This is a genomic window from Tunturiibacter gelidiferens (assembly GCF_051013345.1).
Lineage (GTDB): Bacteria > Acidobacteriota > Terriglobia > Terriglobales > Acidobacteriaceae > Edaphobacter > Edaphobacter gelidiferens_A.
On record NZ_CP132939.1, the window covers coordinates 4,305,549 to 4,328,827 of the forward strand.

19 protein-coding genes are annotated in these 23,279 nt (G+C 54.6%); 4 read left to right on the forward strand and 15 right to left on the reverse strand.

The window, feature by feature from the left end; translation table 11 throughout:
- Positions 1 to 315: 315 nt before the first annotated feature.
- The 7 genes from RBB80_RS21620 to RBB80_RS21650 are packed head-to-tail and all read right to left on the reverse strand — an operon-like array spanning position 316 to position 9,553.
- Positions 316 to 1,608, reverse strand: coding sequence for a hypothetical protein (locus RBB80_RS21620; RefSeq protein ID WP_433964439.1), 1,293 nt, complete (start codon positions 1,606 to 1,608; stop codon positions 316 to 318).
- Positions 1,554 to 2,435, reverse strand: coding sequence for a hypothetical protein (locus RBB80_RS21625; protein WP_433964440.1), 882 nt, complete (start codon positions 2,433 to 2,435; stop codon positions 1,554 to 1,556). The genes RBB80_RS21620 and RBB80_RS21625 overlap by 55 nt, the downstream gene beginning before the upstream one ends.
- On the reverse strand, positions 2,410 to 3,312 hold the full coding sequence (locus tag RBB80_RS21630) for a cytochrome b/b6 domain-containing protein (protein WP_433964441.1): 903 nt from the start codon (positions 3,310 to 3,312) through the stop codon (positions 2,410 to 2,412). Before RBB80_RS21630 ends, RBB80_RS21625 begins: the two co-directional genes overlap by 26 nt.
- Before the next feature lie 13 nt (positions 3,313 to 3,325).
- Positions 3,326 to 4,603, reverse strand: coding sequence for an efflux RND transporter periplasmic adaptor subunit (locus tag RBB80_RS21635; protein WP_433964442.1), 1,278 nt, complete (start codon positions 4,601 to 4,603; stop codon positions 3,326 to 3,328).
- 11 nt (positions 4,604 to 4,614) lie between these two features.
- Positions 4,615 to 5,958 carry a TolC family protein gene (locus RBB80_RS21640; protein WP_433964443.1) on the reverse strand — a complete coding sequence of 448 codons (1,344 nt, stop codon included), beginning with the start codon at positions 5,956 to 5,958 and terminating at the stop codon, positions 4,615 to 4,617.
- A 5-nt stretch (positions 5,959 to 5,963) separates the two neighbouring features.
- Positions 5,964 to 6,377, reverse strand: coding sequence for a FixH family protein (locus RBB80_RS21645; protein ID WP_433964444.1), 414 nt, complete (start codon positions 6,375 to 6,377; stop codon positions 5,964 to 5,966).
- Between the two features lie 11 nt (positions 6,378 to 6,388).
- Entirely contained in the window at positions 6,389 to 9,553 is a 3,165-nt protein-coding gene (locus RBB80_RS21650; protein WP_433964445.1) for an efflux RND transporter permease subunit, read from the reverse strand.
- A 1,493-nt stretch (positions 9,554 to 11,046) separates the two neighbouring features.
- Between RBB80_RS21650 and RBB80_RS21655 the strand changes: the two genes are divergently transcribed.
- Positions 11,047 to 12,300: a TolC family protein gene (locus RBB80_RS21655; protein ID WP_433964446.1), complete on the forward strand. Its 1,254-nt coding sequence runs from the start codon at positions 11,047 to 11,049 to the stop codon at positions 12,298 to 12,300.
- A 50-nt stretch (positions 12,301 to 12,350) separates the two neighbouring features.
- A complete protein-coding gene (locus RBB80_RS21660) occupies positions 12,351 to 12,599 on the forward strand; it encodes a YtcA family lipoprotein (protein ID WP_433964447.1) in 249 nt (82 codons plus the stop codon).
- Here RBB80_RS21660 and RBB80_RS21665 read toward each other — a convergent pair.
- Positions 12,531 to 12,764 carry a hypothetical protein gene (locus RBB80_RS21665; protein WP_433970084.1) on the reverse strand — a complete coding sequence of 78 codons (234 nt, stop codon included), beginning with the start codon at positions 12,762 to 12,764 and terminating at the stop codon, positions 12,531 to 12,533. The genes RBB80_RS21660 and RBB80_RS21665 overlap by 69 nt on opposite strands.
- 75 nt (positions 12,765 to 12,839) lie before the next feature.
- Between RBB80_RS21665 and RBB80_RS21670 the strand changes: the two genes are divergently transcribed.
- Entirely contained in the window at positions 12,840 to 13,835 is a 996-nt protein-coding gene (locus RBB80_RS21670; RefSeq protein WP_433964448.1) for an HlyD family efflux transporter periplasmic adaptor subunit, read from the forward strand.
- A 657-nt stretch (positions 13,836 to 14,492) separates the two neighbouring features.
- Here RBB80_RS21670 and RBB80_RS21675 read toward each other — a convergent pair.
- Positions 14,493 to 15,071 (reverse strand): hypothetical protein, encoded by a 579-nt coding sequence (locus RBB80_RS21675; protein ID WP_433964449.1) that lies wholly within the window; start codon positions 15,069 to 15,071, stop codon positions 14,493 to 14,495.
- Between the two features lie 258 nt (positions 15,072 to 15,329).
- Positions 15,330 to 15,737, reverse strand: a complete 408-nt coding sequence (locus tag RBB80_RS21680) for a hypothetical protein (protein ID WP_433964450.1) — start codon at positions 15,735 to 15,737, stop codon at positions 15,330 to 15,332.
- 170 nt (positions 15,738 to 15,907) lie between these two features.
- Here RBB80_RS21680 and RBB80_RS21685 point away from each other — a divergent pair, with 170 nt between their 5' ends.
- Positions 15,908 to 16,150, forward strand: coding sequence for a hypothetical protein (locus RBB80_RS21685; protein ID WP_433964451.1), 243 nt, complete (start codon positions 15,908 to 15,910; stop codon positions 16,148 to 16,150).
- On the opposite strand, the gene RBB80_RS21690 is transcribed toward RBB80_RS21685, so the two are convergent.
- The 5 genes from RBB80_RS21690 to RBB80_RS21710 all read right to left on the reverse strand — a co-directional run bounded on the left by RBB80_RS21690 (position 16,123) and on the right by RBB80_RS21710 (position 23,095).
- Positions 16,123 to 16,536: a hypothetical protein gene (locus RBB80_RS21690; RefSeq protein ID WP_433964452.1), complete on the reverse strand. Its 414-nt coding sequence runs from the start codon at positions 16,534 to 16,536 to the stop codon at positions 16,123 to 16,125. The genes RBB80_RS21685 and RBB80_RS21690 overlap by 28 nt on opposite strands.
- A 2-nt stretch (positions 16,537 to 16,538) precedes the next feature.
- Positions 16,539 to 17,465: a hypothetical protein gene (locus RBB80_RS21695; protein WP_433964453.1), complete on the reverse strand. Its 927-nt coding sequence runs from the start codon at positions 17,463 to 17,465 to the stop codon at positions 16,539 to 16,541.
- A 314-nt stretch (positions 17,466 to 17,779) separates the two neighbouring features.
- Positions 17,780 to 19,210 (reverse strand): tetratricopeptide repeat protein, encoded by a 1,431-nt coding sequence (locus tag RBB80_RS21700; RefSeq protein ID WP_433964454.1) that lies wholly within the window; start codon positions 19,208 to 19,210, stop codon positions 17,780 to 17,782.
- A 115-nt stretch (positions 19,211 to 19,325) separates the two neighbouring features.
- The gene (locus RBB80_RS21705; RefSeq protein WP_433964455.1) at positions 19,326 to 21,341 is read right to left on the reverse strand and encodes a hypothetical protein; all 2,016 of its coding nucleotides are present in this window, start codon (positions 21,339 to 21,341) and stop codon (positions 19,326 to 19,328) included.
- Between the two features lie 38 nt (positions 21,342 to 21,379).
- Positions 21,380 to 23,095, reverse strand: a complete 1,716-nt coding sequence (locus tag RBB80_RS21710; protein WP_433964456.1) for a carboxypeptidase regulatory-like domain-containing protein — start codon at positions 23,093 to 23,095, stop codon at positions 21,380 to 21,382.
- Positions 23,096 to 23,279 lie beyond the last annotated feature (184 nt).

Here is a 23,279-nt window from a genome sequence, read left to right on the forward strand (position 1 = left end):
GAGTAAGCTGAAGACGCTTGCAACTCTTCGCCTATGTAAAAACAGTTCTGCCACTAGATCCATCGACCTGTTCCTCACGTCTGGCTTGAACAACTTTCGTATTTTTACTGTCAGGTTCGCATCAATAAAGGCCTTCAGAATCTCCAGTGTGTCTTTGGTTGTGCACAGCAGCACACTCCGGTGCGTTGAAACGACGGATCATTCCAACAGGGAGATCGAAGAGCGGAAGAAGAACTAGCCGCAGAGAGCAGATGATGAACTTATGGCGCGGTAAACTCAACTCGGAGTAATGACGACTTTTCCCTGGATTGCTGTTTAGGTAAAGCGCCTCAGCGCCCGGGCCAGATCCTCGAAGCCAGCTTCTTCCGGAAACGCCGCCATCCCGTCCCTGAAACGTTGCTGCTGGTTCGCCATGTACTCGCCGGGAAGCCCGACATAGACGCCTGTTCCGAAATGACTTGCCTGATAGGCCAGAGCGTCTACGATCAGTTGCCTCTGATCGCTAGTGAAACTCCGGATGAGATCCTTCGCGAAGCCTGGATTAGTGAAAGCTAGGTTAGGAATCGACTTGTCGATCAGGACCGCTAAATTGCGGACCCCCTGATTGTTGAGAGTCGGCGCGATCTCGAGGATGAGATTCAACGCGGCATCATCGTACCCAGCGACCATCCAGAACAACTCAGCAAATTCTTCGGTCGATTCCTGGCTCACAAGTCTGGTTATACAGTCTCTGCCTAGCTGTGTGCGTTTGTCAGCGGGCAGGCCGCCGAAGGAGATTTGGTCCCGGCCAAAGACGTGAAAGCTGTATTTACCGACAGCTCGAGCCTGGATCGCCCTCTCGATGCGGCCTAACAGCAGGTTGTATGTCTCATTGGGAAAGAGATGGACGAAGGAACCGAGGAACCGTGGAATGGCTTCCTGATCGAACTCCCAATCGTCCACGGTCAGAAACTCTGCAGTTACAGAGGCAGCCTCGTCCAGGGTGAGGCTTGTCAGTGGGACGCCGTAGGCGCCGAAGGCATCCACGAGATCAGAGGCGATGACTCGATCTCCTTCTGCATGAATTGAAAGTGCGGCCTCCTTCAGGCTCTGCCGTAACTCAGTGAACTTACCCATATACGCGATCGCATGGATTGCGCCGCGCTTCGCAACCGGGTCCGGGTAGCCACCGTAGGCCTGAATTATGGCAACGTCCTGCTCATTCGCCCCCTCGAATACTCGTAGATTGTTGGCGGAAGCGTGTATAACCTGCACCGCGCCCGCCTCGAGCGCCGATAGCGCTCTCAGTCGAAATGCTGCAGGATCGGTACTGTGGATGGTTGCCATCACCGAAGAGAGCTGGCTGATCATCTCATCAACCTGGGAATGGGCGATCAATTGATCAGCCATCTCAGCGAGAAAGTCCGGGCGGTCGGCAAAAGCTAACATAAACCGATGGAAGCCCCCGGTCTTCATCTGCAGTTCGAGACACGCCTGCGTCTGGTCAATAGTGAACCGGGCTTGGTTGCCCGTGGACTTGATGAGACGCTCAAGGCTTGCGCGCCCCCTTTCCATCAAAGCTGTAATTGGCTGTTCCCAGCGGATCTGGTCGAACTTGGTGGAGAGCATTGGAAGCTCGTGGTCGGCGGTACGGATCGCGTCGATGACGGCCACTTCATCGTCCACAGCGATGTGGGCAAGGGCTTCTTCGCCCCTTCACGAACCGGCTCAGGGCAGTTGATTGCGGTCGCGGATCGAAGGGCGTCATAAATAATCGCTCTCAGTTGAGGGCTTGCAGGTCGGTCATAGCGTTGGCGCAGCGTCTCGAGACAGCGCATACGTTCATTACTCTGCCATTCCTTCTCTTGGTCTGTCGATGCCCGGCCCATCCGATTCAGATAGTTGTGAAGCAGGCCTCCCAAGATAGCGACGGCCAGCATTGCAGACCGGCCATCTCCTTCGAGCGCGAAGTCTAGATAATCCAGAGCGCTCTCCCGAACCGGTCCGACAGCGGCGTAGTTAAGCCCGAAGCCGCCGAAGGACATGGACATCTCGTCCTGCCACTCGTTAAACTCTCCATCCCTTTCCAGAAGTTGCTTGATCAGGGCGAACGGGGTGTAGTCCGTCGTGAACGCATCCGCGCGTCGGGTGAGACGGATCGCTTGCAGCGGCATTGCAAAGTTGAAGCCGGGATTACCGAATCGAAAGGAGCGCACTGCCTTCGACCACGCATACTCCGGGGCACGCACTTCTTCTCGGAAGAGCCCTCGTGCAACTGCGGCGTTGAAGTCCAAGGCTTTTCTGAAAGGTGCATTGAGACTGTCTATCTGGGACCAATTATTGAGCCATTTCCAGAGGCCCCCGCTTATAGCGGCTGCTGCTCCAGCGGCCAGGAGACTACGACGAGTACGGCGGCGGATTTCATCAGCTTCAACGTCCAGGGGCGTCTTGTCCATTGGAGACCTCCTGCTGTTTAACCAGTTCAATGGGCATAATCTGATATCCAATAAGCATCGCGCGGAAGCCATTCCATCCTGCACGAATGACTTGTACAACATGCACTATAAAAAATGCGACATAAAAGAGCGTGAGCCGGAAGTGAAACCACCGCGCCATCTCATAGCCACCTAGCAGAGTCGTAATGATGTGAAGCTGGGTTGGCTTGTAGATGGCGAGTCCGGTCAGCATAGACCCTATGCCCATCAGAACGACTCCGGTATAGGCGACCCGTTGCGCATCATTGAACTTCTGCTGTGGTAAGGGTCTCGTGCTCAGACCCAGATCGTGCATCACGACGTGAAGCGCTCCGACGAAGGAATGTCGGGTTGGAATCAGGTACCTCCACTCTCCTGAGAAGAGGGTATAGAGAACATAAACAATCCCATTGAGAGCAAAGAACCACATGAAGAAGAAGTGGTAGGCAAGCCCTTGTGCGAGCTGATATTTGAGATGAAAGTCGTTATAAAACCATCGGGGAAAGAACCGGAATAGCGTCCAGTCTCCGATTCCGACGCGATAGACGTGGTGCGCGTTAAGTCCTTCGTGCTGAGAGTCGGCCCAATAGATGAGAATGTCTGAATAGATCATCACGAACAGCAAAGGAAAGTTGATCCAGTGCATCCACCGAGTAGCGAGCGAATGCTTGTACTCAACCCTGATCTTCGCCCGATTTCCAGCAGTGGACACCGGTTCGGTGTCATCGTTCGATTCCCGCCCCTGCGCACTCAGAGCAAGAGCATCAGTCTCGACGGGCTGATGCTCCCCAAGTGGGGCTGATTTTTCTGACGGCGAACTTGATGTATTGTTTGGCTGGATGTTGTTGAGCTCGTTCATAACCTCACCCTCCCTACAATTCGGGATGCTGGCGTATCGCTTCGGCCTTCAGGATGAAACTGCCTTCCCTGACGACCTCGTCATTGAGCTTCAGCCCGTCCAGAACTGGGTAAAACCCATTTGAGACGGAACCAAGTTTTACCTGACGCACGGCGAAGCTACCGTCACTATCCTTAACCGGAAGGAAGACATACTGTTTCTCGCCGATCGCCTGAATGGCCGATTCTGGAACGGCGAGACCTTTGCCGCTTGCAGACATAAATTCGACATCCATGTACATATCGAGCCGCAGACTTTCGTCGGGATTTGCCACCTCGATGCGGGCCTGTGCCGTGCGAGTGGCAGGGTCCACCTGGGGTTGGATGTAGACGACGTGGCCCTTCCAAACGCGACCCGGATAAGCCTGAGCTGTCACTACAGCGGTTGTTCCGACATGAATAGTTGAGAAGTCTTTCTCGTTGATGCTTGCCATGACCCATACCGTCGACAAGTCGGCCACCGTAAACAGTTCCTGCGCCATATTTGTAACCAAGCCAGGATTCGCAGTGCGTGTCAGTACGATTCCATTGATGGGCGCTGGCACGGACAAGTTTGCATCAATCTGTTCGGCTTGCTTTAGTGCGGCTATCTGACGGTCATCCGCGCCGAGCAATCTGAGTTTTTCCAGCGAGGCACGCACATGGGCCTCGTGCGCCTCGTGACTTGCCGCCACCTCTTCCTCCTCCTGCTGACTCGCTGCGCCAAGTTTAAGGAGGTTCTCTGTTCTCTCCAGCTTCTTGTGATCTGCGCCCAACTCCGCCAGCATGGCCAGATATCCCGTCTCGGCGTCCGCGAGGTCGCTGCTGAAGACTACTGCCATCGGCTGGCCGCGCCGGACATGGTCGCCGAGCACCACAGGAACCTGTCGGATGACGCCGCCGACCAGAGGTGTGACATGCACCTCTTTGTACTCATCCGGGTTGACGACTCCCGGAACACGCAGTGTGCTGGCAGTCTCTCGCATATCTACGTGGACGGTTTGAATCTGGGCCTTCTTCAGATCATCTGGACCAAGATCGACCTGCAAGGCTGCGTCTGGCGCGGTTGATTCTGCGGAGTCATTGCTCGCAGGAGATGGCATGTCGGCCATGCTTGCCATCGGAGAGTGTTGACGAGGATTAGGCCGGCTGGAATTCCGTAGTCCGAGCCAGAGCCCGATTGAAGCAGCAAGGGCTACGACTGCACCGAGACCGATCCACATCGTGCGACGACGCGGTGCAGCGGTCGTGTCCGTCTTATCTATATTTTGCATGGCTTCACCTTTCATGGCAGGTTGGTTCCTACTGCTTGTTCGAGAGCAATGCGGGCCGCATACGCGTCGAGCAAGATCTCCGTATATCCGGTTTCGATATCGATGTAACGGCGCTGTTCTGCGATGACATCGAGTAAGGTAGTGCGACCGTAACTGTAGGTCTGGCGAACGATATCCAGATTGTGGGCCGCCTGGTCGCGCACACCACTCCCGTAGACCCTCACCCGTGTCTGAGCACCATTGAGCCGAATGAGATTTTGTGAGACCTCATGCCGAAGACTCAGGTTGACCGCCGCGGTTTGACTGTTTGCCGCATGGATAGCCGCCGTGTCCGATACGACAGCGCCTTGATTTCGATTGAAGAGCGGCAGATCAATGTTGAGTCCAAAAGTAGCGTAGTTGAACGTCTGACGTATCGGAGTGAGGTTCCCCGCGGCATCGAATCCTTGCTGCGAAAAACCGCTGTCCGGACGTTGATAACCACCGAATACGCTGGCGTCGGGTTTCGCCGTTGCTTTATCTAAACGAAGCTCCGCGTCAGCCAAAGCTTCGTTCGCACGCTGAACCGCCAAGTCGGGTCGATGATCCATCGCCAATTGCAAAAGCTGCTTCTGGTCATAGGCGAGAGGGGCGAGTTCAAGCGCCCCTTTTAGCCGAATGGACTCCTCCGGGTCTATGCCCACAGCTTCCTTGAGAGCAAGTAGCGCAATCTCTGCCTTCGCCTGATAGTCAATGCGCATAGTTTCGATGCGGTTGACTTCGACCCGAGTTTCGGCCGCATCGAGCGTCGGTGTGGCTCCCTCACGCACGCGATCATCCATCAGCTTCAGAAAGTCCCGGTTCACCCGAAGAAGCTGCTCGACGAACATGAGATTACGAATCGAGGCAAGTGCGTCTCCAAAACGAGTTCGCACTTCTCCCGTCAGCAGGCGTTCGTGATCGGCCACGCTCTGTTCCGTGGCGTCCTCCTTATTCTGGGCGACTTCCGTGCGCCGGGCACGGCGTCCGTATAGTTCCAGCGGCAACATGCCACCGACGTTGAAGCTGTTGTCGCCTCCATTCACTTCTTTGAGTCCACCAAGCGCAAGCGTTGGATTCTTCCGGAGGCGAGCCTGCGTAACGCCCCCTTTCGCCATAGCGATCTGCTGACGTTGCGCCAGCAATGTGGGATTGGAGGACAGAGCCCTCGTTACGAGTTCATTCTCTGTAACTCCCTGCCTGAGATCGAGAAAATCACTCGCGGAGCGAGACGGAATGTCTGGAGGCTGGACGGTCTGTCCATATAGTGACAGAGAACCCCACAATAGAAAGGACATCAGCAACCACAATCGATAAGTGAATAGCATCCGTTTCATGTTCCTTACCTCACGCTGTTGTTGAACGATGTGTGGCCATGACCGTAGGGGCCGCTCCAGGAGACAGTGAAGTGCCATGCCCCGCTCATTGCAAAGTTCGAGGTCACTTTATAGACCCCTGTTTGGCCGGTAGGCGTAAGCTCGGCGTCACCCGACATCGGGCTCATGCCTGGCATGGACATATTGGAGCCCAGTTGCACATCACCGACATCGGCAGGCTGCCCCTGGTCATCCCTGAACTGGATGACGAATTCATTTTGTCCTTGCATCAACTCACCGCTCTTGTTCAGGAGCACGATGGTGAGCTTACCTACGGTTTTTGTCGCGGCTGGTTTGAGCGAGGAAAGATCGACTTTGTCGCTGTTGCATCCAGCCAGAACAAAGATGAAGGCCAACAAGATTGCATAGAGACTTTTCATAAACGCTCTCCTTAGAGTGTGGTTGGAAGTGCTGGTGTGGCTGGCGCAGGCTGTAACACTTCAGCTTGCGGTTGGCCGCGGCGAAGTTCTCGTTCCCGCAGCCACAGAAAGATGACCGGCGTGACTATCAGTACATGGGCAAGGGAGCTGACCATGCCACCAAGAACAGGGGTCGCCAGCGGACGGATCACCTCAGAGCCGACACGAGTGCTCCAGAAGATTGGGAGCAAACCAGCAACGATCGTCGATACTGTCATGAGTTTGGGGCGGAGGCGGAGGAGTGCCCCTTCCATTACTGCTTCGCGCAGATGCGCGACGGTAAGCACGCCATACTTGAGTTTTGCTCTTTCCACTGCCTCTTCGAGGTAGATCACCATCACCACTGTTGTCTGCACTGCCGTACCGAAGAGCGCGATGAACCCGACCCAAACGGCAACCGAGAAGTTATAGTGCAGCAACCAGAGCAGGTAGAGACCTCCGGTAAGAGCAAACGGTACCGCAAGCAAGACGTGCGCCGCTTCGAGGAAAGAGCGGTAGGTCAGATAGAGCAGGATATAGATGATACCGATGGCGATCGGTACGACAAGCTGTAGCCGCTTCTTCGCCCGGACCTCGTTTTCAAATTGCCCACTCCAGTTGTAGTAGTAGCCGGCAGGCATCTTCACTTTTGCACGGATGGCCTTGTCTGCATCGGCGATCACACTACCGGCATCCCGCCCACGCGCATTCATCAGAACGGAAACCTCCAGCAGGCCGTTCTCGCTGTTAATCTGTGCCGGACCGGCCACTTGATGGATATCCGCGACTTGCCCCAGTGGAATCTGTGCTCCATTCGCACCTGTTACAAACACATTAGCGATATCACTCGGATCGTGGCGGAAGTCGGGTGCGTAGCGTACCCGCACCGGGAAGCGTTGCCGCCCTTCAATGGTGGTAGTCAGATTATTTTCACCGATGGCTGTCTCGATGACGTTCTGGATCTCGCCAACGTCAATGCCATAGCGTGCGGCCGCCTCGCGGTTCGGCTTGATGTCCAGGTACAGGCCACCCGTGACCTGCTCCGGGTAGATATCGCTTGCTCCTTTGACCGTCCTCACAACGTCGGCAATTTCATGGGCCTTCGCTTCGAGTTGTGTCAGATCGGCGCCAAAGAGCTTGATACCAATCTCCGAACGGATACCCGTGGTCAGCATGTCGATTCGGTTGATGATCGGCTGCGTCCAGACGTTGGCAACACCGGGTAGAGAGACGGCACGGTCCATTTCGCTCTTGAGCTTCGGAAGCGTCATTCCCGGTCGCCATTGATCGCGTGGCTTGAGATGCACAATCGTCTCCGTCATGTTCAGACCAGCCGGATCGGTCGATGTCTCCGCGCGCGCTATCTTGGCTGCGACATAGGCCACTTCAGGAAAGCTCTCCAGCACTTTGTCCTGCCGTTTTGCATAATCGATGTTCTGCGCGAGCGAGATGCTCGCATCTGCAATGGGCATGAACATGATGTCGCCCTCGTTGAGTGGTGGCATGAACTCATTGCCTATGCCGGAAGCGAGAACTACAGCACCCACGAGAAAGACAACTGCAATCCCGAGCGTAATGGCGCGATGATCGAGCGCCCACGATAACGCTGGGCGATAAAGTCTCTGCAGGAAGCGCATTACCGGGTTCCGGTCCTCCGAGTGAAACTTGCCGCGGAGCAGGAGTATGCAAAGAATGGGCACCAGCGTTAGCGCAATCGCGGTCGCGCTCACCATCGCAAAGGTCTTAGCGAATGCGAGCGGGTGGAAAAGCTTTCCTTCCTGCCCAGTCAGCGCGAACACCGGGACAAAAGCGAGGATAATGATCGCCATCGAGAAGAACGTTGGGCGGCCAACCAGCTTTGTGGCTTTCATGACTGTCTCAAAGACGAGTCCTCGGTCGTTCGTATCGACACCCTCCAAATGTCGGAACGCATTTTCGGTGACGACAATGCCCGCATCCACCAGCACTCCAATGGCGATGGCAATGCCCGCAAGCGACATCACATTGGAGGTCACGTGCGCGTAATGCATCAGCAGGAAGGAGCAGAGCACTGCAAGCGGCAACGGTACGGTGACGACCAGGATGCTGCGGAAGTGCATCAGGAAGATGACATGCGCGAGTGTGACAAGGATGATCTCTTCGATCAACGCGTGACGGAGTGTATCGACAGTGGCCTCGATCAACTGCGAACGATCGTAGAAGGGAACAATGTGAACATCGGGAGGCAGGCCCGGCTCGATCTCCTTGATCTTTTGCTTCACACGGTCGATGACGTCCTTTGTGTTCTCGCCCGTTCGTGCCACGATGACACCACCAACCGCCTCGGAGCTGTTCTTCACTAACGCCGCCGTACGGAATGCGTCGCCAATCTTGACGTTACCCAAGTCCTTCACGAATACCGGTGTGCCGTTATGCGAGCCGACCACGATGTTGCGAATATCATCGAGGTTCTCGATCAGACCAAGCCCGCGCACGATGGACCACGATCCATTCTCGGAGATGACATTGCCACCCACGTTTGAGTTGCTCGTCATCACGGCACGCATGACTGTGCTGAGAGGAATGCCATACGAGCGCAGACGATTGGGATCGACATCGATCTGGTACTGCTGCACCGTCCCGCCGACGCTTGCGACCTCGGCAACACCGGGCACTGAGTTAAGTTGGTAGCGGACGTACCAGTCCTGTAGCGAGCGAAGGTCTCGTAGGCTCTTGCCACCGCCCTCTACCGTGTACCAAAAGACATGACCCACGCCGGTCGCGTCAGGTCCGAGTGTTGGAACAACTCCCGCAGGCAACTCCTTGGCGACGAGGTTTAGCCGCTCAAGAACACGCGTGCGTGCGAAATAGAGATCGACGTCATCGTTGAAGATGACAAAGATCATCGAAAAGCCGAAGGCTGATGAGGAGCGCACGACCTTCACGCCCGGCAGGCCCTGCAGATTGGTAGTGAGGGGATAGGTGATCTGGTCCTCAACCTCCTGCGGGCTGCGGCCCTGCCAATCGGTGAACACAATCACCTGGTTGTCACTGAGATCCGGAATAGCGTCGATTGGAGCATGTAGCATCGCCCACAAACCCCAGCCCGCAATACCGATCCAGAGCATGACGATAATGAACTTGTTTTTTAGAGAAAATTCGATAAGACGATCAATCATGGCAAGCCTCTCGCTCAGCGCCGTTGATGGAACTTGCGGTCCTTTGCCAAGCGAGGGGAGTAGAGAGAGTCGGCCTGTCACTCCCCTGAGTCAGGAGTGTTCACAGCAAGCAAGGAATGCTAACTGAAAAAGGCATAGCTCTCGTATCTTTCCGCACCAGGCACAGGCCGGCGACACGAAGACGCAGTTACACGCCTTCGCAAGCAACGAGAGCCAGATCAGATTCTTAGGATTTCAACGGAAGGTACTGGAGGATCAGGCGGTGGCTGCTCCAGTAAATCAGGAAGAACCCACAACGACACGGCTGCGTCAAGACAAAGGCCTGACCCGAGCATTGCTACCTGCGAAGACATCGGCGGAGCAGCAAAGTGCGATAGATCGTTCAGATCTGCATCATCATGCCGTTGCGTGATTTTTTGGCAGCAAGGATGCTTGGCCGCCATGCTCATATCGCATTGCCCTGCCATCTGCTGGCAGCAAGTCTTCTCCGCATCGCTCATCTGCGCATTTGGGACCAAACAGTCCGCCCCCGATACCCCCAAGAAGAGCAGGAGAACGGTTGCAGCTACGATTTGGTAAATGAGCTTCATTCGGACTCGAGTATAGACGACTTCACCAACTTTGATTCGGTAGCTTGGAAAAGGTTACATCCTATCGGCAAAAAATGACCGCTCATAGATGGCCGCACCAGCGGAAGTGTAGATACTCTTCGACGCTTATGAGAACCAGAGAAGCAAGCGACAACGCGGATTCTCTTCGGAATCAGTGCCTTGAGCGCTGCTTATTCCCGGCGGTCCGTCAGTTGCGACAGTGCCCTTTGAAGGTCGATGGCTTCGCGAGAATGGTTGCCATCGGGGATACTCGCGGTCCTTCTAGCTGGCAAAAGGAGAAGCTTCGTAGCTGTCGTCTCAATTGATGCGAAATCGCCAAAAGCGCTTACCTACAATGGAGCGCGAGCACGTGTCTGTATAGTCGGCATCTCGTACAGATGATTGCAAGAGGTTTGCTCCCGAATAACGGGCAAACCGTACCCTACCGACTTCCCCCAACCGGAATCGCCATGCCGCAGACCGCTAGATTTGGCAATCCTTTGGCAAAATGACTACACTGCCGATTGGCCGCTGGAACAATGATTTACTTGAAACGGCCACTCAATTCACACTTTACTTGAAAAGATTTCAAGTAAAAGATGGCTTTTTGTGAAGCATCGATTCTTGAAATCAATGACATAAAGACGGCATGGTGTTCATGAACTTGAAGATACGAGAGCCGTTCGTTCTAAGAATTCTTTAGCATTTCTTCTAAGAAAACTTTGTGATGTCTGCAGATCCCGTTGCCGTCCATTCAGGTAAAACTGGTTCTCAATTTCAGGTAAAACTGCGCTTGGTCTTCCTCCGTCTTACAGGTCTGCGGCCCAATCTGCTAAACACTTCAGCTTTTGGCCTTTTCAAATCGCATACGAGGCGTCGATAGATACCGAACACGTCTACAGCTTGGGCGAGCTGATTGACATTGCGGAATCGAATAACCCCACGACGCAAGCAGCCTGGAATCGGGCTAAGTCATCTGCGGCATCCGTCGGAATCGCGAAAAGCGACCTGTATCCGACACTCTTTGCAACGGTCTCCGGAACAACCTATCTCAATCCACAACTCTTCGGTCCGACCTTTGTCCTGCAGGACTGGGCCATCTTCGATGCGGAGCTGCATTTGGCTTACACACTGGTGGACTTCGGTGCGCGAAGCACTGAGATTACCGCTGCAAAAGCGCGCCTCGTCGTCGCAAACCTATCCTTCAACAAGGAACATCTGATTCTTATCCGGCAGGTTAGCCAGGCGTACTTCAGCCTGCTCAGAGCAAGAGGACTACGCGAAGCTGCTGAGGTCTCACTCAACGACGCCAAAACTACCGAGACTGCCGCGCAGGAACGGCGTAAGAACGGGCTTGCTACCGTCCCGGAAGTCCTCGAGGCTAAGGCTGCCACTGCAAAAGCAGCCTATGACGTGCAGAGTACGATCGGAGCCGAACAAGTCGGTATAGGAGATCTCGCCAGGGCTATCACCGCAAATCCGGTGAAGCCTCTGAAAGTTGAACCACTCGATCAACTTAAAATTCCGGACGCGCTGGATCAATCAGTCGAGGATGCCATACACACGGCGTTCAAAGATCGCCCCGACCTGCAGGCCGACCAGGCCCGTGTGCGTGCGGCGCAGGCTGAAGTAAAACATGCTCAGACCGCCTACTACCCATCGCTGACATTCAGCGGCTCGAAGGGTTGGATCCGCGGCTTTGGGGAGCAGTACGGTTTCCCTGGCACCTACGCAAGCACTCGTAACTACGCTGCCATACTCGGCTTGAAATGGACGGTCTTCGACGGATTCCGTCGCGAAAGCAGCATCAGCCAGGCAAATGCGGAAGAGAAAGTAGCAACGCAGGAGGTTCACGACCGCCAGGACGAGATTGTCAATGAGGTCTGGAACGATTATGCAAATGCGGCGACAGCGCTGGAGCAAAAGCAGGCTGCCGCAGCCTTACTAAGTGCTTCGTCCGAGTCGTACGCAGCGGCGCTGGAGTCGTATAAAGATGGCGTCCGCAACTTTCTGGATGTACTGGCTGCGGAAGATGCTTTGGCGCAAGCCCGTTCTATCGACGTTATAGCCCGCACTCAGGTACTTCAGACCTTCACCGATCTTCAATTCGGAACTGGAGACCTATTGGCAAATCATCCGAGAGGCAACCACCCGTGAGCTCTAATCGCATGCCATTCAAGCGTTCCCCACGCATCCATCGAGTTCGGATGGGCCTTGTGACGAGCCTGCTTCTGTTGACGACCTCAGGGTGCGCCGGCCCCCCAACGTTCAACATCTTGGGATCGTATTTTCCTTCATGGCTGGTATGTCTGGGAATCTCGATTGGGTTGACGTTTTTGGCTCACCTGTTTGTCGCAACGAAGAATCTTGCGGATCAGCTTTGGCCTCTACCAATCGTCTACTCCGCGCTTGTCTGTCTCTTCAGTTGCACCCTGTGGTTGATCTTCTTCAAGTAGTGAGGAAACTGTCTTGCAAACTTCAATTTCACAAACGTTGCGAAGCAAAGGATCGATCATCAGCGCCTGCATCGTCGTCGGCGCACTTATCTCTGCAGGGTTGGTACTTTGGGAGGTGGTACTGTATCCGCGCACTGATGACGCTGAAGTCACCGCGAACTTCATTGGTATAGCGCCCGTAGTCGAAGGCCCCGTCGTGCAACTACCTATTCACGATAACGACTTCGTAAAAAAGGTGACTTGCTCTACAAGATTGACGATCGACCCTATCTCTATGCTTTACAGAATGCAATCGCTGCTCAGGCTGAGCTCGAAGGCGAGATTGAAAACGAATCCCGCCGTATCTCTTCTCAAAGGAACGTCGTTGATGTTGCCAACGCCGGCGAGCAGAGCGCTCTGGCGAACGAAACCAGGGCGGCCGACGAAATCGAGATTGCGGAAGCTGCGATTGCACGATCGGAAGCCGCCCTCAAGCAAGCGCAGGCAGACGAAAGTTACGCAACAGGCAACTTTCATCGTGTCGAGCCGCTCCTTGCCAAGGGCTTCGTAACCGAAGATGACGTTCATAAAGCTCGTACGACAGCCGACGCGAAGATGGCGGCAGTGGACCAGGCCAAGTCTCAATTGCAGCTTGCAAAAGCGAGTTTGCTGGCAGCTTCTGCCCAAAAGCAGCAAGCCGTTGCACAGATTTCACAGAGCCGAGCCCAAGTCCAGGAATCGTCACATTCGGTTCTTGTTCTGGCACCTTTGCTCGCACAGCGCGAACAAAGGGCTGCGGCGGTTCGACTGGCTCGATACAACTATGAGCAATGCAGCGTCCTTGCACCATTCGATGCCCGCGTTACCAACCTCACCACGTCAGAGGGGCAGTACGTAAAGGTGGGTAAGCAACTGTTCATCCTTATCGACAATAGGACCTGGTGGGTACTCGCAAATTTCAGAGAAACGCAGATCTCACACACTGGTCCCGGAACGCCCGTTGACGTCTTCCTCATGTCCGATTCAACCAGGAGATATCACGGTGTTGTCGAGAGCGCCAGCTTTGGCGTCACCCCCGATCCAGATGTAGTCGGCAAACTTTCGGAGGGATTGCCGGATGCACAGCGCACGCTCAATTGGGTGCGTCTGGCATCACGATATCCGGTGCGTATCAAGATCATTGACCCGCCTCCGGCGATACTTCGCGTAGGTCAGGTCGCAGTTGTCGTGATGCGACCTCACCACCGAGATCGCTGAGGTTAGCCATGACGACATACGGAGGGGCCAGGTCGTCAGTTCGGAATCTCTTCGAAATGCTGCGCACCGAACTTGCTTGGTACCCAGGCAGGCCCGCCCTGGTGGCAAGAATCGTGCTCGCTTGCATGAGTGTAATGTTGCTGGCCGAAGTCTTCCGGATTCCCGGCGCAGTGTTGGGCGCCGGTTTCCCAATATTGATTTCGAGAGAGAGCCCCAAAGCTACTAGGAAAACTGCATTTCAGATCGGCTTGGCTTGTTCCATCGGAACCGCTGACTTAATTATCGGTGGGATGTTGACGGCCGGTTCGCCATTTCTCCATGTGATGTGGGTGATCGCGAGCCTCTTCGCTGTGTTCTACGCAATCAGCAGCTTGAACTTTATGAACGCGTCCCTCGCTGTCAGCGCAGTACTCGCGCTCGGGATCCGGATTTGGGACTATCCAATCTCCGCGGAAGAACGCGTGGAACGTACGCTCTACACTTGGCTCGCGACTCTTTTGGCGTGTGTAATCACCGCTTTAATTGAAACCGTATTTGCGAAGAAAAATCCGCCGGACCCGGTTCTCGACGGAATCTCCCACCGCTTGAATCTGATAGAAACGCTTTTAAATCAAACATCCGCGACGGATTTTCCCTCTTCAACGCTGACGATTCAACTCACACGTTCTGCCACAAAGGGTGTGGGCGATTTGTCGACATCTGGATGTTGCGTGGGCCACCGATGGTATTGGTAACCTGACCGAGACCTTGATTGTTGCCTTGGCTGAGAGCCTGGTATTGGTCGGAGAGATTGTCTGCGTTGGTTTTGGTTGAATCGTAGGGCACCTGCAAGTTGCCGAGCTGGACGTGTTTTGGTGAGGTTATAGACATCGAAGGTATAGCGAGCTGATATGCGCTCTGTAATCTTCGTGATCTTGATGAGGGAGATGTCAGCGCGCTTCTGGAAGGCCTGACGGAAGATGTTGCGTTGACCTGTGGTGAAGCCAGTCTCTTAGATATCGCAGACGGGAACCCTGCGGTGGAGACGCCGCAGGTGGGAACGCCCTGTTGGCCGGGCTGGATGCTCGGGATGCCGAAGGCTGCGGGGTTGAGGACGAGGCCGTTGCCGTTGGAGTCGACGAAGGCTCCAGAGTGCCAATAAGCCTGTTCTCCCTTCATGGTTTCGCTGGCAAAGACACACTTGTCATCCGATGGATAAGCGCTCTGGCAACGCCGGCGAAGCAGGTCTTCCGCCATTTACGTGTCCAGCGGGACCGGCTTAGCTGATGCCTCCGTCTTACAGTCGCCCACCAACCTGGTGCCAAATGGACCGGGTCACATTGAGCTCAAGGTTGTCGAAATCCACATTCTGCCAGCGAAGCGCTAGGAGTTCGCTCACGCGAATTCTGGAGGCAACAGGACTCTGATGGTTAAGGATGATCTGTGCGCTTTGATCGAAGCCTGACGCCGCTAGGCACTTGATTGGGAACCTGGCTTGTGGTCGATATTGTCTGGTTATCCGGTAGCCAATGAAAGCAACTGTCCAAGATCGAGGGTTGAGCTTGACTCTGTGCCTCGAGGCAAGGACGGAGAGATTACGAGGGCGTGATTATGGCCTTCAAACCACACCAGAAATGAAGACTGTTCGGATTGCGGGAGTCGCTGCTGGTTGATCCACTGATAGTAGGCGGCCATGTCCGCATCGATTAGGGAGCCAACAGGATCGAGTTCAAGGTTGCTCCCGCTTCCGGACAGCAGCTCATTCATCGGTCTCTGTCGTTGACGGGGAGCAAAGCGCACGAACAAGGTAACCGCTTGCGCCCGTCGCAAGACTTCGCGCGTGGTCCACTGGACGAAGGTAGTGCTGAATATCTGGGTCCCGGAGCCCTCTGTGAGCAACTTGACCTGGAAACGTTCCAGCACTTCGTCTCCTGCTTTATCGATTCCAAGGTCTGAGGGGAGAGACCCGCCATATGCGTGCGCAGTTCCTCAGGGCCCATCCCCGGCTTTGCAGTTTCAGTCTGAATGTCTTTCAGCAATGCAGCGCGTACGGGTTCCATCTTCTGAAATGAGACGCAGCTGAGCAACGAACTGTGATCGGCCGCGTGGCCTCCATCGACGTACCAATGCCCATATTGAACGGGATGCGCCTTTGCCCTGGCTTCGACTGCGGCCAGCAGGAGTTCTACTCCGTTTTCCGGCTTGATTTGCTTGAAGTAGGTGCCGTGCTTCCGAAGATTAAGGAAGAGTGGCTCATCATACGAGACAACGCCCTGTCCGATGATCGCAATACCCAACCTGCGTACGGCTATTTGTTCGGGCGGCGCCCCTTTTGAAGGCGGTTCCCGTAAGTTACTGCTGCCTCGCGGAACGCATCCAGTTGGTGAGTTGTCCACAGGTAGGCCGCTAGCTGTTCGACAAACTGGGCTGGCTGGTTGATCCAATCAAGTTTTTCAAGTTTCGGCGAGAGTGAAAGTTGCGAAAACGCTTGAAACCAATTCTTGAGATGTGGGAGTGTCAGAGAGCTGAGCGTGACAATCTCCTGATCGATTGCAGTGCGCTCTGCGGGGAACTTGAAGTCGTATTCGATGACCTCCCGCAGAAAACTCGGCAAAAAACTGAGCGGCAACTGTTGTAGCGTCGCCAGGTGAGCTACGGCCAGCTTCCGTGCCTGGGGCGGATACCCGGCGAACTGTTCGGATTTGAGATCGCTTGGCAACATAACTACAACAACTCGTGGATCGGGGCGCCTTGTGACAGCTTCGGCGAGAAGCCCATCAGAGCTCCGAGAGTGGGTACGAGGTCAATCGATTGCAGTGGGCGATCATACACCATTCCCGGTCGAATACCTGCGCCCAGGGTCATCATCCAAGTTGTGCGCGAGGCTGGATCGCCCGTGCGATGATGCTGAAATCCGTTGCCGCCGGCGTCCTCGTCAGCGTCTCGTCCAAAATCCGGGAGGATAAACATCGTCGTATTACCGGCATATTCAGGTTCGGCCTGGACCATCTTCCAGAGCTCCGCACAGAGACGGTCCGTGCGTCGAATCGCATCCACGTAAAGCGAGTAGGCGCCGGAGTGAGCGATATCGATATCGTGCATCGTGATCCAGAGCAGATTGGGCGACTCCTGCTGCATCAGACGCTTCGCAACGTAAATAGAAAGCTCGTCCGGGCTCGAGACGGTTCGTGCATGCGCCATGAAATCGTCAACCGAAAGCTTCAGTATCTTTTCCATCTGCTGGAGTTCGACTTCACCCCCTCCAATTTGCGGCGCGTAGAGCGGGGTCTCATAGTTGTCGTGCAGCAAATGGTTATAGTCGGCTGTCGCTCCGGATGCTGCTGCACTGAGTAGATGCTTTGGCAAAATAACTTTGGCCCCAAGGCCGGGCCCATAGGATCGATAGTCGCTCTCGCCGATTCGGTTAAATCCGTTGCTGGGGGCAACCACCCACGTGCTTGACGACGGACGATTCAGGTCCTTGCGAAAATACTCGAACACGGTTGGATGTTCGGGTGGAACTGCCGAAAAGTTATTGAGTGTTTCGTAGACACCAGTCGCCAGACTCGCGGTCGCCACGTAGTGGCCCAGTATTCCCTGGTTCATTACTTGCGTGAAGAAACTGGACTGCGGGGCCAGCTCCTGGAGCATGTGTGGAATGTTCTGCTGTCCATCTGGTGCGAACGTCTCCTGATCGCGAGCGCCTCCACCAAATGTGATGACTATAATTTTTCGTTTTTTGCCGCTGCCTCTCCATACACAAATGGGCTGGCGCTCGTGAGGGTGCTTCCAAGTGCAAGCCCGGCTGTAGTACGCAGAAATTCGCGTCTGGTGAGACCCAGATGCCGGGCCACTTCGTGTCGTGCTGGAACCGCCTTGCTGAATGATGAAGCCTTCAACTGAGATCCACCTTATGACCTTTCGGTCTCGATCGTTCGCCTACTTCTTCCTCGCAGATGCACACCTCAAGGCTTAGTGACAGATGCGGGCTTTGCCGAATACACAAACTGTTGCACCTCGGCCCTTTCCTTGTCGACTGCGGCCATATGTTGCGCCTGGAGTTGCTGATAGACGGTGAATTCCTTTTGTGCCTGATCCTTCTGCCCTGCTCGAACATAATACTGGCCGAGACGATAGTGAGCATCGGGAAGATTGGGATTCAGCTCCAGAGCTCGCTGATACTCCGGCAACGATTTGGCTGACTCGTGCTGGTCTGCGTAGAGGATGCCTAGCTGCAAGTGCGCGTCGGCAAGTGTTCCATCTAACGCAATCGACTTTTGCAGCAGGGACTCCACTGTGCGGTAATCTACACTGGTTTCTTCGAGCCGTTTTCCCTTCCATAGACTCACGGCGTAATAATACTGTGCCAACGCGTTGTTTGGCTGTAACTCCGAGTAGCGTCGGAATTTTTGGATTACATCGTCGGCCTGATTTGGAGAACTAAGGTACGACTTAGATAGAAACAGATAGCAGCGGGGGTCGGTTGGATCCAGATCTGCTGCAGATAACAAGGACTTGATCGACTCCTCGTACCTGCCTCGTGAGTACAGGGCCATTCCAAGCCCGATCAACAGTCGCGGCGAAGTTGGGTAGCGCTTGGTTGATTGCTGGAATACATCGATGGCTGGCTCGTATGTTCTGTGGAGAAGAAGCTCGCTTCCCCAGGTGAAGAGATTGTCTTCACTCGGATCCATCTGAGCAGCGACTTGGAACTCGTTCGCCGCCTCCACGAACTTACCATCCTTCTCTTCAATTTGACCGAGCAGGTTATGGAGTTCGCCGGTGTTCTTCTGCTGCATCATGGTCTGAATCAGCTGACGCGCGTCGCTGCGCCTTCCCACAAGAAAGTATGCGAGCGCGAGATCGTATCCGTTGTTGTAAGACGAGGGAGTGATTCGCTGCGCCTGCTCGAGGAGAGGAAGCGCGTCCGACATCCTATTTACCTGAAGATAAAAATCGGCCAGGTTATGGTTCGCGTCAAAGTCTCGAGGCTCGAGAGCGAGTGCTTTGCGAAACTGTGCCTCGGCTAATTCCAACTTTCCTGAGCTTGCGAGAGCTGTTGCCAGATTCGTTCTCGCAGCCGCTGAATCAGGTTTTAGTCGAGTGGCTATTTCTAGCTGCTCTATAGCTTTTTCGTCCCGCGATTGCGCAGCATAGGTTAACCCCAGAAGCTCGTGGACTTCAAAGCTCTTCGGTACGTGAGGTAAGAGTCTCTCTAGTTGTGTGGAAGCTTCTGCAAACTTTCCTGCATGATATTGGGCGACCGCGGACTGAAACTGTCGATCGAGTTTTTGGCCCGAATTCTCTTGGGCCAACGCGCCTTGGGCAGATAATGCTGAACAGACCAGAAGCGAGCCGCTAAGAACTACGAGCCGCAACCGGGGCCTATTGCTCACAGTTCACCTCTGTCATCGTGGCGCGAGCAACCGCTACACACGAGTAACCCTTTGGAAAAACAAATCCGGGGAGGCACCTTTGCAGGTGCGTCTTCCGGAGTTGTTCAACTTAGGACTAATAGTACAGCTTGAGAGCAAATTGAATCTGTCGCGGATCGTATGGTGCATCGCGAGTCGATCCAATCTCTCCAAAGGTGGAACTGGTGAAGTTGCCCGAGTTTCCAATCGAAGTCACTCCGTTACCGCCGAAGTTAGGTGAGTTGAAGTTCGGGTGATTGAGGATGTTGAAGAACTCGGTCCGGAACTGCAGCGAGATGCGTTCGCTGAACTGTATGGCCTTGAATAATGAAAAGTCGAACCGATGGAATCCGGGCCCTGTGGTGGTTGACGGTCCGGCTCCCAGAATTGCACTTCCGGTTAGAGGGAAGCATCCAGCGGGTGCGACTGCTCCCAGCGGGCACGGTTGCTGGAAGGCCGCCGGATTTCCGAACCAATTGAGTTTGCCGTTCGAGTCCGTGTGCAGGCCAAGTTTCTGACTCTGTCCAGGCACTTGCACATCGTTGCAATACGTTCCAGAGGTTGTCGCGGTTGGGCAAGTGAGAGTGATCGGTTGGCCGCCCTGCAGGGTCACGATCCAGTTCACGCTCCACCCACCGATAACTGCATTTTCGAGCTTGCCAGCACCGGCCATGAACTTCTTATTGTTGCCGAAGGGTAGCTGATATCCGCCGCTCAAATGGGCCACATTTCGGATATCGAAGCTGGCCAGACCGTAATCGAATCTGGGACCAAGTCCAGGAACATACGCTGCCCGGTATCCACTCCCATTGCCTGAACTACCTCCGTTGAGGAGGTCGGCGGCATCTGTAAGCGTCTTCGAATAGGTGTAGGTGACAAGAAAATTCAAGCCACTAGCAAACTGTTGTTCAAGTTTGGTTTGCAGGCCGCTGTAGTTGCTGATGCCGAGAGTTTGCTCGTAGCTCCCGTTCTGACCAAAATCTGGAAACGGCAGGAACGGAAGCACACTGGTGTTGGCTGGTAACAATTGAGAGACATTATTGTTACCTATACCAATCTGTAGGTTATTGACGTTCGTAAATACGTACGCAACCTGTGCGGACATAGAGGGAGTGATCGCGTATTGGAGAGTGAAGTTACTGCTGAGAGTAACCGGTGTTACGTATTTGAACTGAAGCCCCTCTAGACCCAAACCTTTAGCGTTCACCGCAAGAGGAGTAAAGGAACTGCAGCTGAGACCGGTACCGATTGGAGCGCTTCCTCCCGGACTTGCTGCGCACGTACCGTAGGGGTTGGAACCAGAACTGAAGGGTGCGGAGTCGGTGGTTCCCTTGTAGTCGAAGTTGTAGACGAAGGGATAGTTCTCACCAATGTTGGGTGAATAACCCTGGTTCTCAAAGGCGTTGTAGAAGAGTCCAACGCCGCCGCGGAAGACAAACTTCGGGGTAATTTGATAGGCGAAGCCTGCGCGCGGCGCGAAGTTGTTCTTTTGAGCCTTGGTGAGCCCCTGACCGTATCTGTTGGTCTGCTCAAGCGCAATTCCGTCTTTGGCTAAGAGATCGAGAAAGCCATTGCCAGCAAGAGCAGGATTATTGGCGGTTGAGGACAAAGACCTATCGGCCTTCCCTGACGCCGGGATTATATAAGTCGGTGCTCCGTTTGGAGGACCGCTCTGAACAAAGTTGGCCTGGCCACCATTCGATTCGGAGATTGGGCTGAAGTAGTCCCAGCGCAGGCCTAGATTTAGGGTCAGCCTTGGACTCACCTTCCAGTCATCCTGGAAGTAGAGAGCGGTGTATTTCCTGGTGTCATAGGTTTTGCTGATATTCGATGCATGTATCTCGTTCGCGCCTCCCACAAAATCGACACCACCTGGATAAGCTGCTGCCGCTGGCGTCAAAAGGAATTGTGCACGCCCGGTCTGGTCACCGGATTGGCCCGGAACCCCGGCGAAGTTGCCATTGAAGTCGAACTCACCTCGCGAGTACGCGGGCTGCAGCGTGTTGAAGTGTACATTCTGGTACTCGATGCCCATCTTGAAATTGTGCTTTCCATAGATCTTCGTGAAGTCATCCGTGATCTGAAGGGTCTGACTGACCTCATCGGAGGGCAAGAAATCGTTGCTGCCCAGCTCTTGTAGACCGCCGATGACTATCGCCGGAAGGCCCCGTTCTCGGAGTTTTGGGGAATGCCCTGGATGCCGTATTTAGCCGGGATGCCCTGGGTGGCACCCTCCGGGCCTAATCGAGTGGTGTGCAGGTGGTTGAAGCCAACACGCGCTACATTAACAATGTTGGGAGTGAAGACGTGGGTCCAAGCGGCAACAGCCTGATCGGATTTCGCTGTCTGGAGGCCCTGTTGGAAGCTGCCTCCGTCTGCAACACCGCCAAAAGGCCCCGGAATAAACTGCGGGTCGTCCACATAGCTAAAGCGGACGAATATCTGTTCTTTTTGCGTCGGATTGTAGTCGCCGCGCACGTCAAAGGCGTTGCGATGTTCAAACAAATTTGGACTTATTACATAGTTCGAGGTGATGCCCGAAGCGGTCGTTGGCAGTGGATATAGATTAAGCAGACCGATTGCGTTCGGATCCAGGCGGGAGCCAGGAATTTGGTTCAGGTTGCAACCCGCCAGAGTGAAGGTCTGCGTGCCTGCTCCGCACGAGCCGAACGGATCACGAACGTAACCAGTCTGCGTAGCGACGAAACCTGAGACAGGATCGAGCACACCTGCTGTAACCGGACGCGTTGTTGCCGGGTCCATGATCGCGCCAAATGGTACTGACCGGCCTACATTGTCAATGCGCGGCTTGCCCGACTGACCAGTGATGAGGTCAGAGAGATTTGTGTAGCCACTGCTTCTCTCCAAGTTTGTCGGCACAGCAAGACCGGACTGAGTATTCCCCTGGACGCGCCGAAAACCTTCATAGTCACCAAAGAAGAAGAGTTTGTTCTTGATGATTGGCCCACCAATGGTGGCTCCAAACTGATTGAACCGCAGCTCTCCTTTTTTGGTTTCGAAGTAGTCTGCCGCGTCGAGTACGTCATTGCGGAAAAACTCCCAGACCGCGCCGTGGAGGCTGTTTGTGCCGGACTTGATCGTGGCGTTGAGAACGGCTCCGGCAGAACGACCCAACTCGGCGCTGAAGTCTGCCGTCTGTACTTTGAACTCCTGGATCGCGTCCAACGGAGGGAGAATGACGAAGTTCGTTCCGTTCAGAAAGTCGACTGCGTTGGAGTTGTTGTCGATGCCGTCGAGCAGGTAGTTGTTCTGAGCCGGTCGGAGACCGTTTGCCGTAAAGGCTCCGGAGGCCGCGTTTCCGCGTGTGTCCGCCTGCGATGTGTTCACACCTGCACCAAGCTGGGCGAGAAACGTGAAGTTGCGCCCATTCAAAGGGAGACTATTCACGGTGCGTTCGGTCATAACCTGTCCGACCGAGGATTCGTCCGTCTCCAGCTGCGGTGGCGCAGTCGTAACGTCTACCGTGGTGGTGGTTTCGCCGATCTTCAGTTGGACATTGACCTGCAGGTTCTGTCCCACCGACACCGTCAAATTTTTCTGACTGGTGGTGGAGAAACCCGGAGCCGTGACCGTTACGGTGTAGTGCCCGATCCTCACGGGAGAGAAGATATATACGCCGCCGCTGTTCGTAGTGGTCTCCAAGGTGATCCCTTGATCCGTATTCAACAGGGTCACACGCGCATTAGGAACATTCGCATCGGCGGCATCCTGGACCGTGCCATTGATCGATCCTTCATCCACCTGGCCGAATAAAGTTTGAGTCTGCATCAGCAAAAGACCCAAACATGTGACGGCTATGTAGCCAAGATATCTAAACCGACTCATTGCGTTGCGATCAGTAGCCATCCGAATAACCTCAGTTTTTTCATTCCATGGTCATTGCGTGTTGCCGAACTTGATGCGCTGATTGGGGGTATGGGCAGTGCCTTGCTAATGCGCTTCTCGGCGATGTAACCGGTTACTTCACTGCCGGGAGGAATCTAGTACAAACAAATAACTTTTGTCAATCAAAAGGTTGAAATTCGCGTCC

What these genes read in the sequence shown, in the direction of transcription:
- RBB80_RS21620 (WP_433964439.1), bottom strand. Translation starts at nt 1,608, where the DNA reads ATGCTCTCCACCAAGTTCGACCAGATCCGCTGGGAACAGCCAATTACA.
- RBB80_RS21695 (WP_433964453.1), bottom strand. Translation starts at nt 17,465, where the DNA reads ATGCTCCAGGAGCTGGCCCCGCAGTCCAGTTTCTTCACGCAAGTAATG.
- RBB80_RS21645 (WP_433964444.1), bottom strand. Translation starts at nt 6,377, where the DNA reads ATGAAAAGTCTCTATGCAATCTTGTTGGCCTTCATCTTTGTTCTGGCT.
- RBB80_RS21710 (WP_433964456.1), bottom strand. Translation starts at nt 23,095, where the DNA reads ATGGCTACTGATCGCAACGCAATGAGTCGGTTTAGATATCTTGGCTAC.
- RBB80_RS21665 (WP_433970084.1), bottom strand. Translation starts at nt 12,764, where the DNA reads ATGAAGTTCGCGGTGACTTCAGCGTCATCAGTGCGCGGATACAGTACC.
- RBB80_RS21635 (WP_433964442.1), bottom strand. Translation starts at nt 4,603, where the DNA reads ATGCAAAATATAGATAAGACGGACACGACCGCTGCACCGCGTCGTCGC.
- RBB80_RS21625 (WP_433964440.1), bottom strand. Translation starts at nt 2,435, where the DNA reads ATGGACAAGACGCCCCTGGACGTTGAAGCTGATGAAATCCGCCGCCGT.
- RBB80_RS21630 (WP_433964441.1), bottom strand. Translation starts at nt 3,312, where the DNA reads ATGAACGAGCTCAACAACATCCAGCCAAACAATACATCAAGTTCGCCG.
- RBB80_RS21650 (WP_433964445.1), bottom strand. Translation starts at nt 9,553, where the DNA reads ATGATTGATCGTCTTATCGAATTTTCTCTAAAAAACAAGTTCATTATC.
- RBB80_RS21660 (WP_433964447.1), top strand. Translation starts at nt 12,351, where the DNA reads ATGGGCCTTGTGACGAGCCTGCTTCTGTTGACGACCTCAGGGTGCGCC.
- RBB80_RS21675 (WP_433964449.1), bottom strand. Translation starts at nt 15,071, where the DNA reads ATGGCGGAAGACCTGCTTCGCCGGCGTTGCCAGAGCGCTTATCCATCG.
- RBB80_RS21690 (WP_433964452.1), bottom strand. Translation starts at nt 16,536, where the DNA reads ATGTTGCCAAGCGATCTCAAATCCGAACAGTTCGCCGGGTATCCGCCC.
- RBB80_RS21640 (WP_433964443.1), bottom strand. Translation starts at nt 5,958, where the DNA reads ATGAAACGGATGCTATTCACTTATCGATTGTGGTTGCTGATGTCCTTT.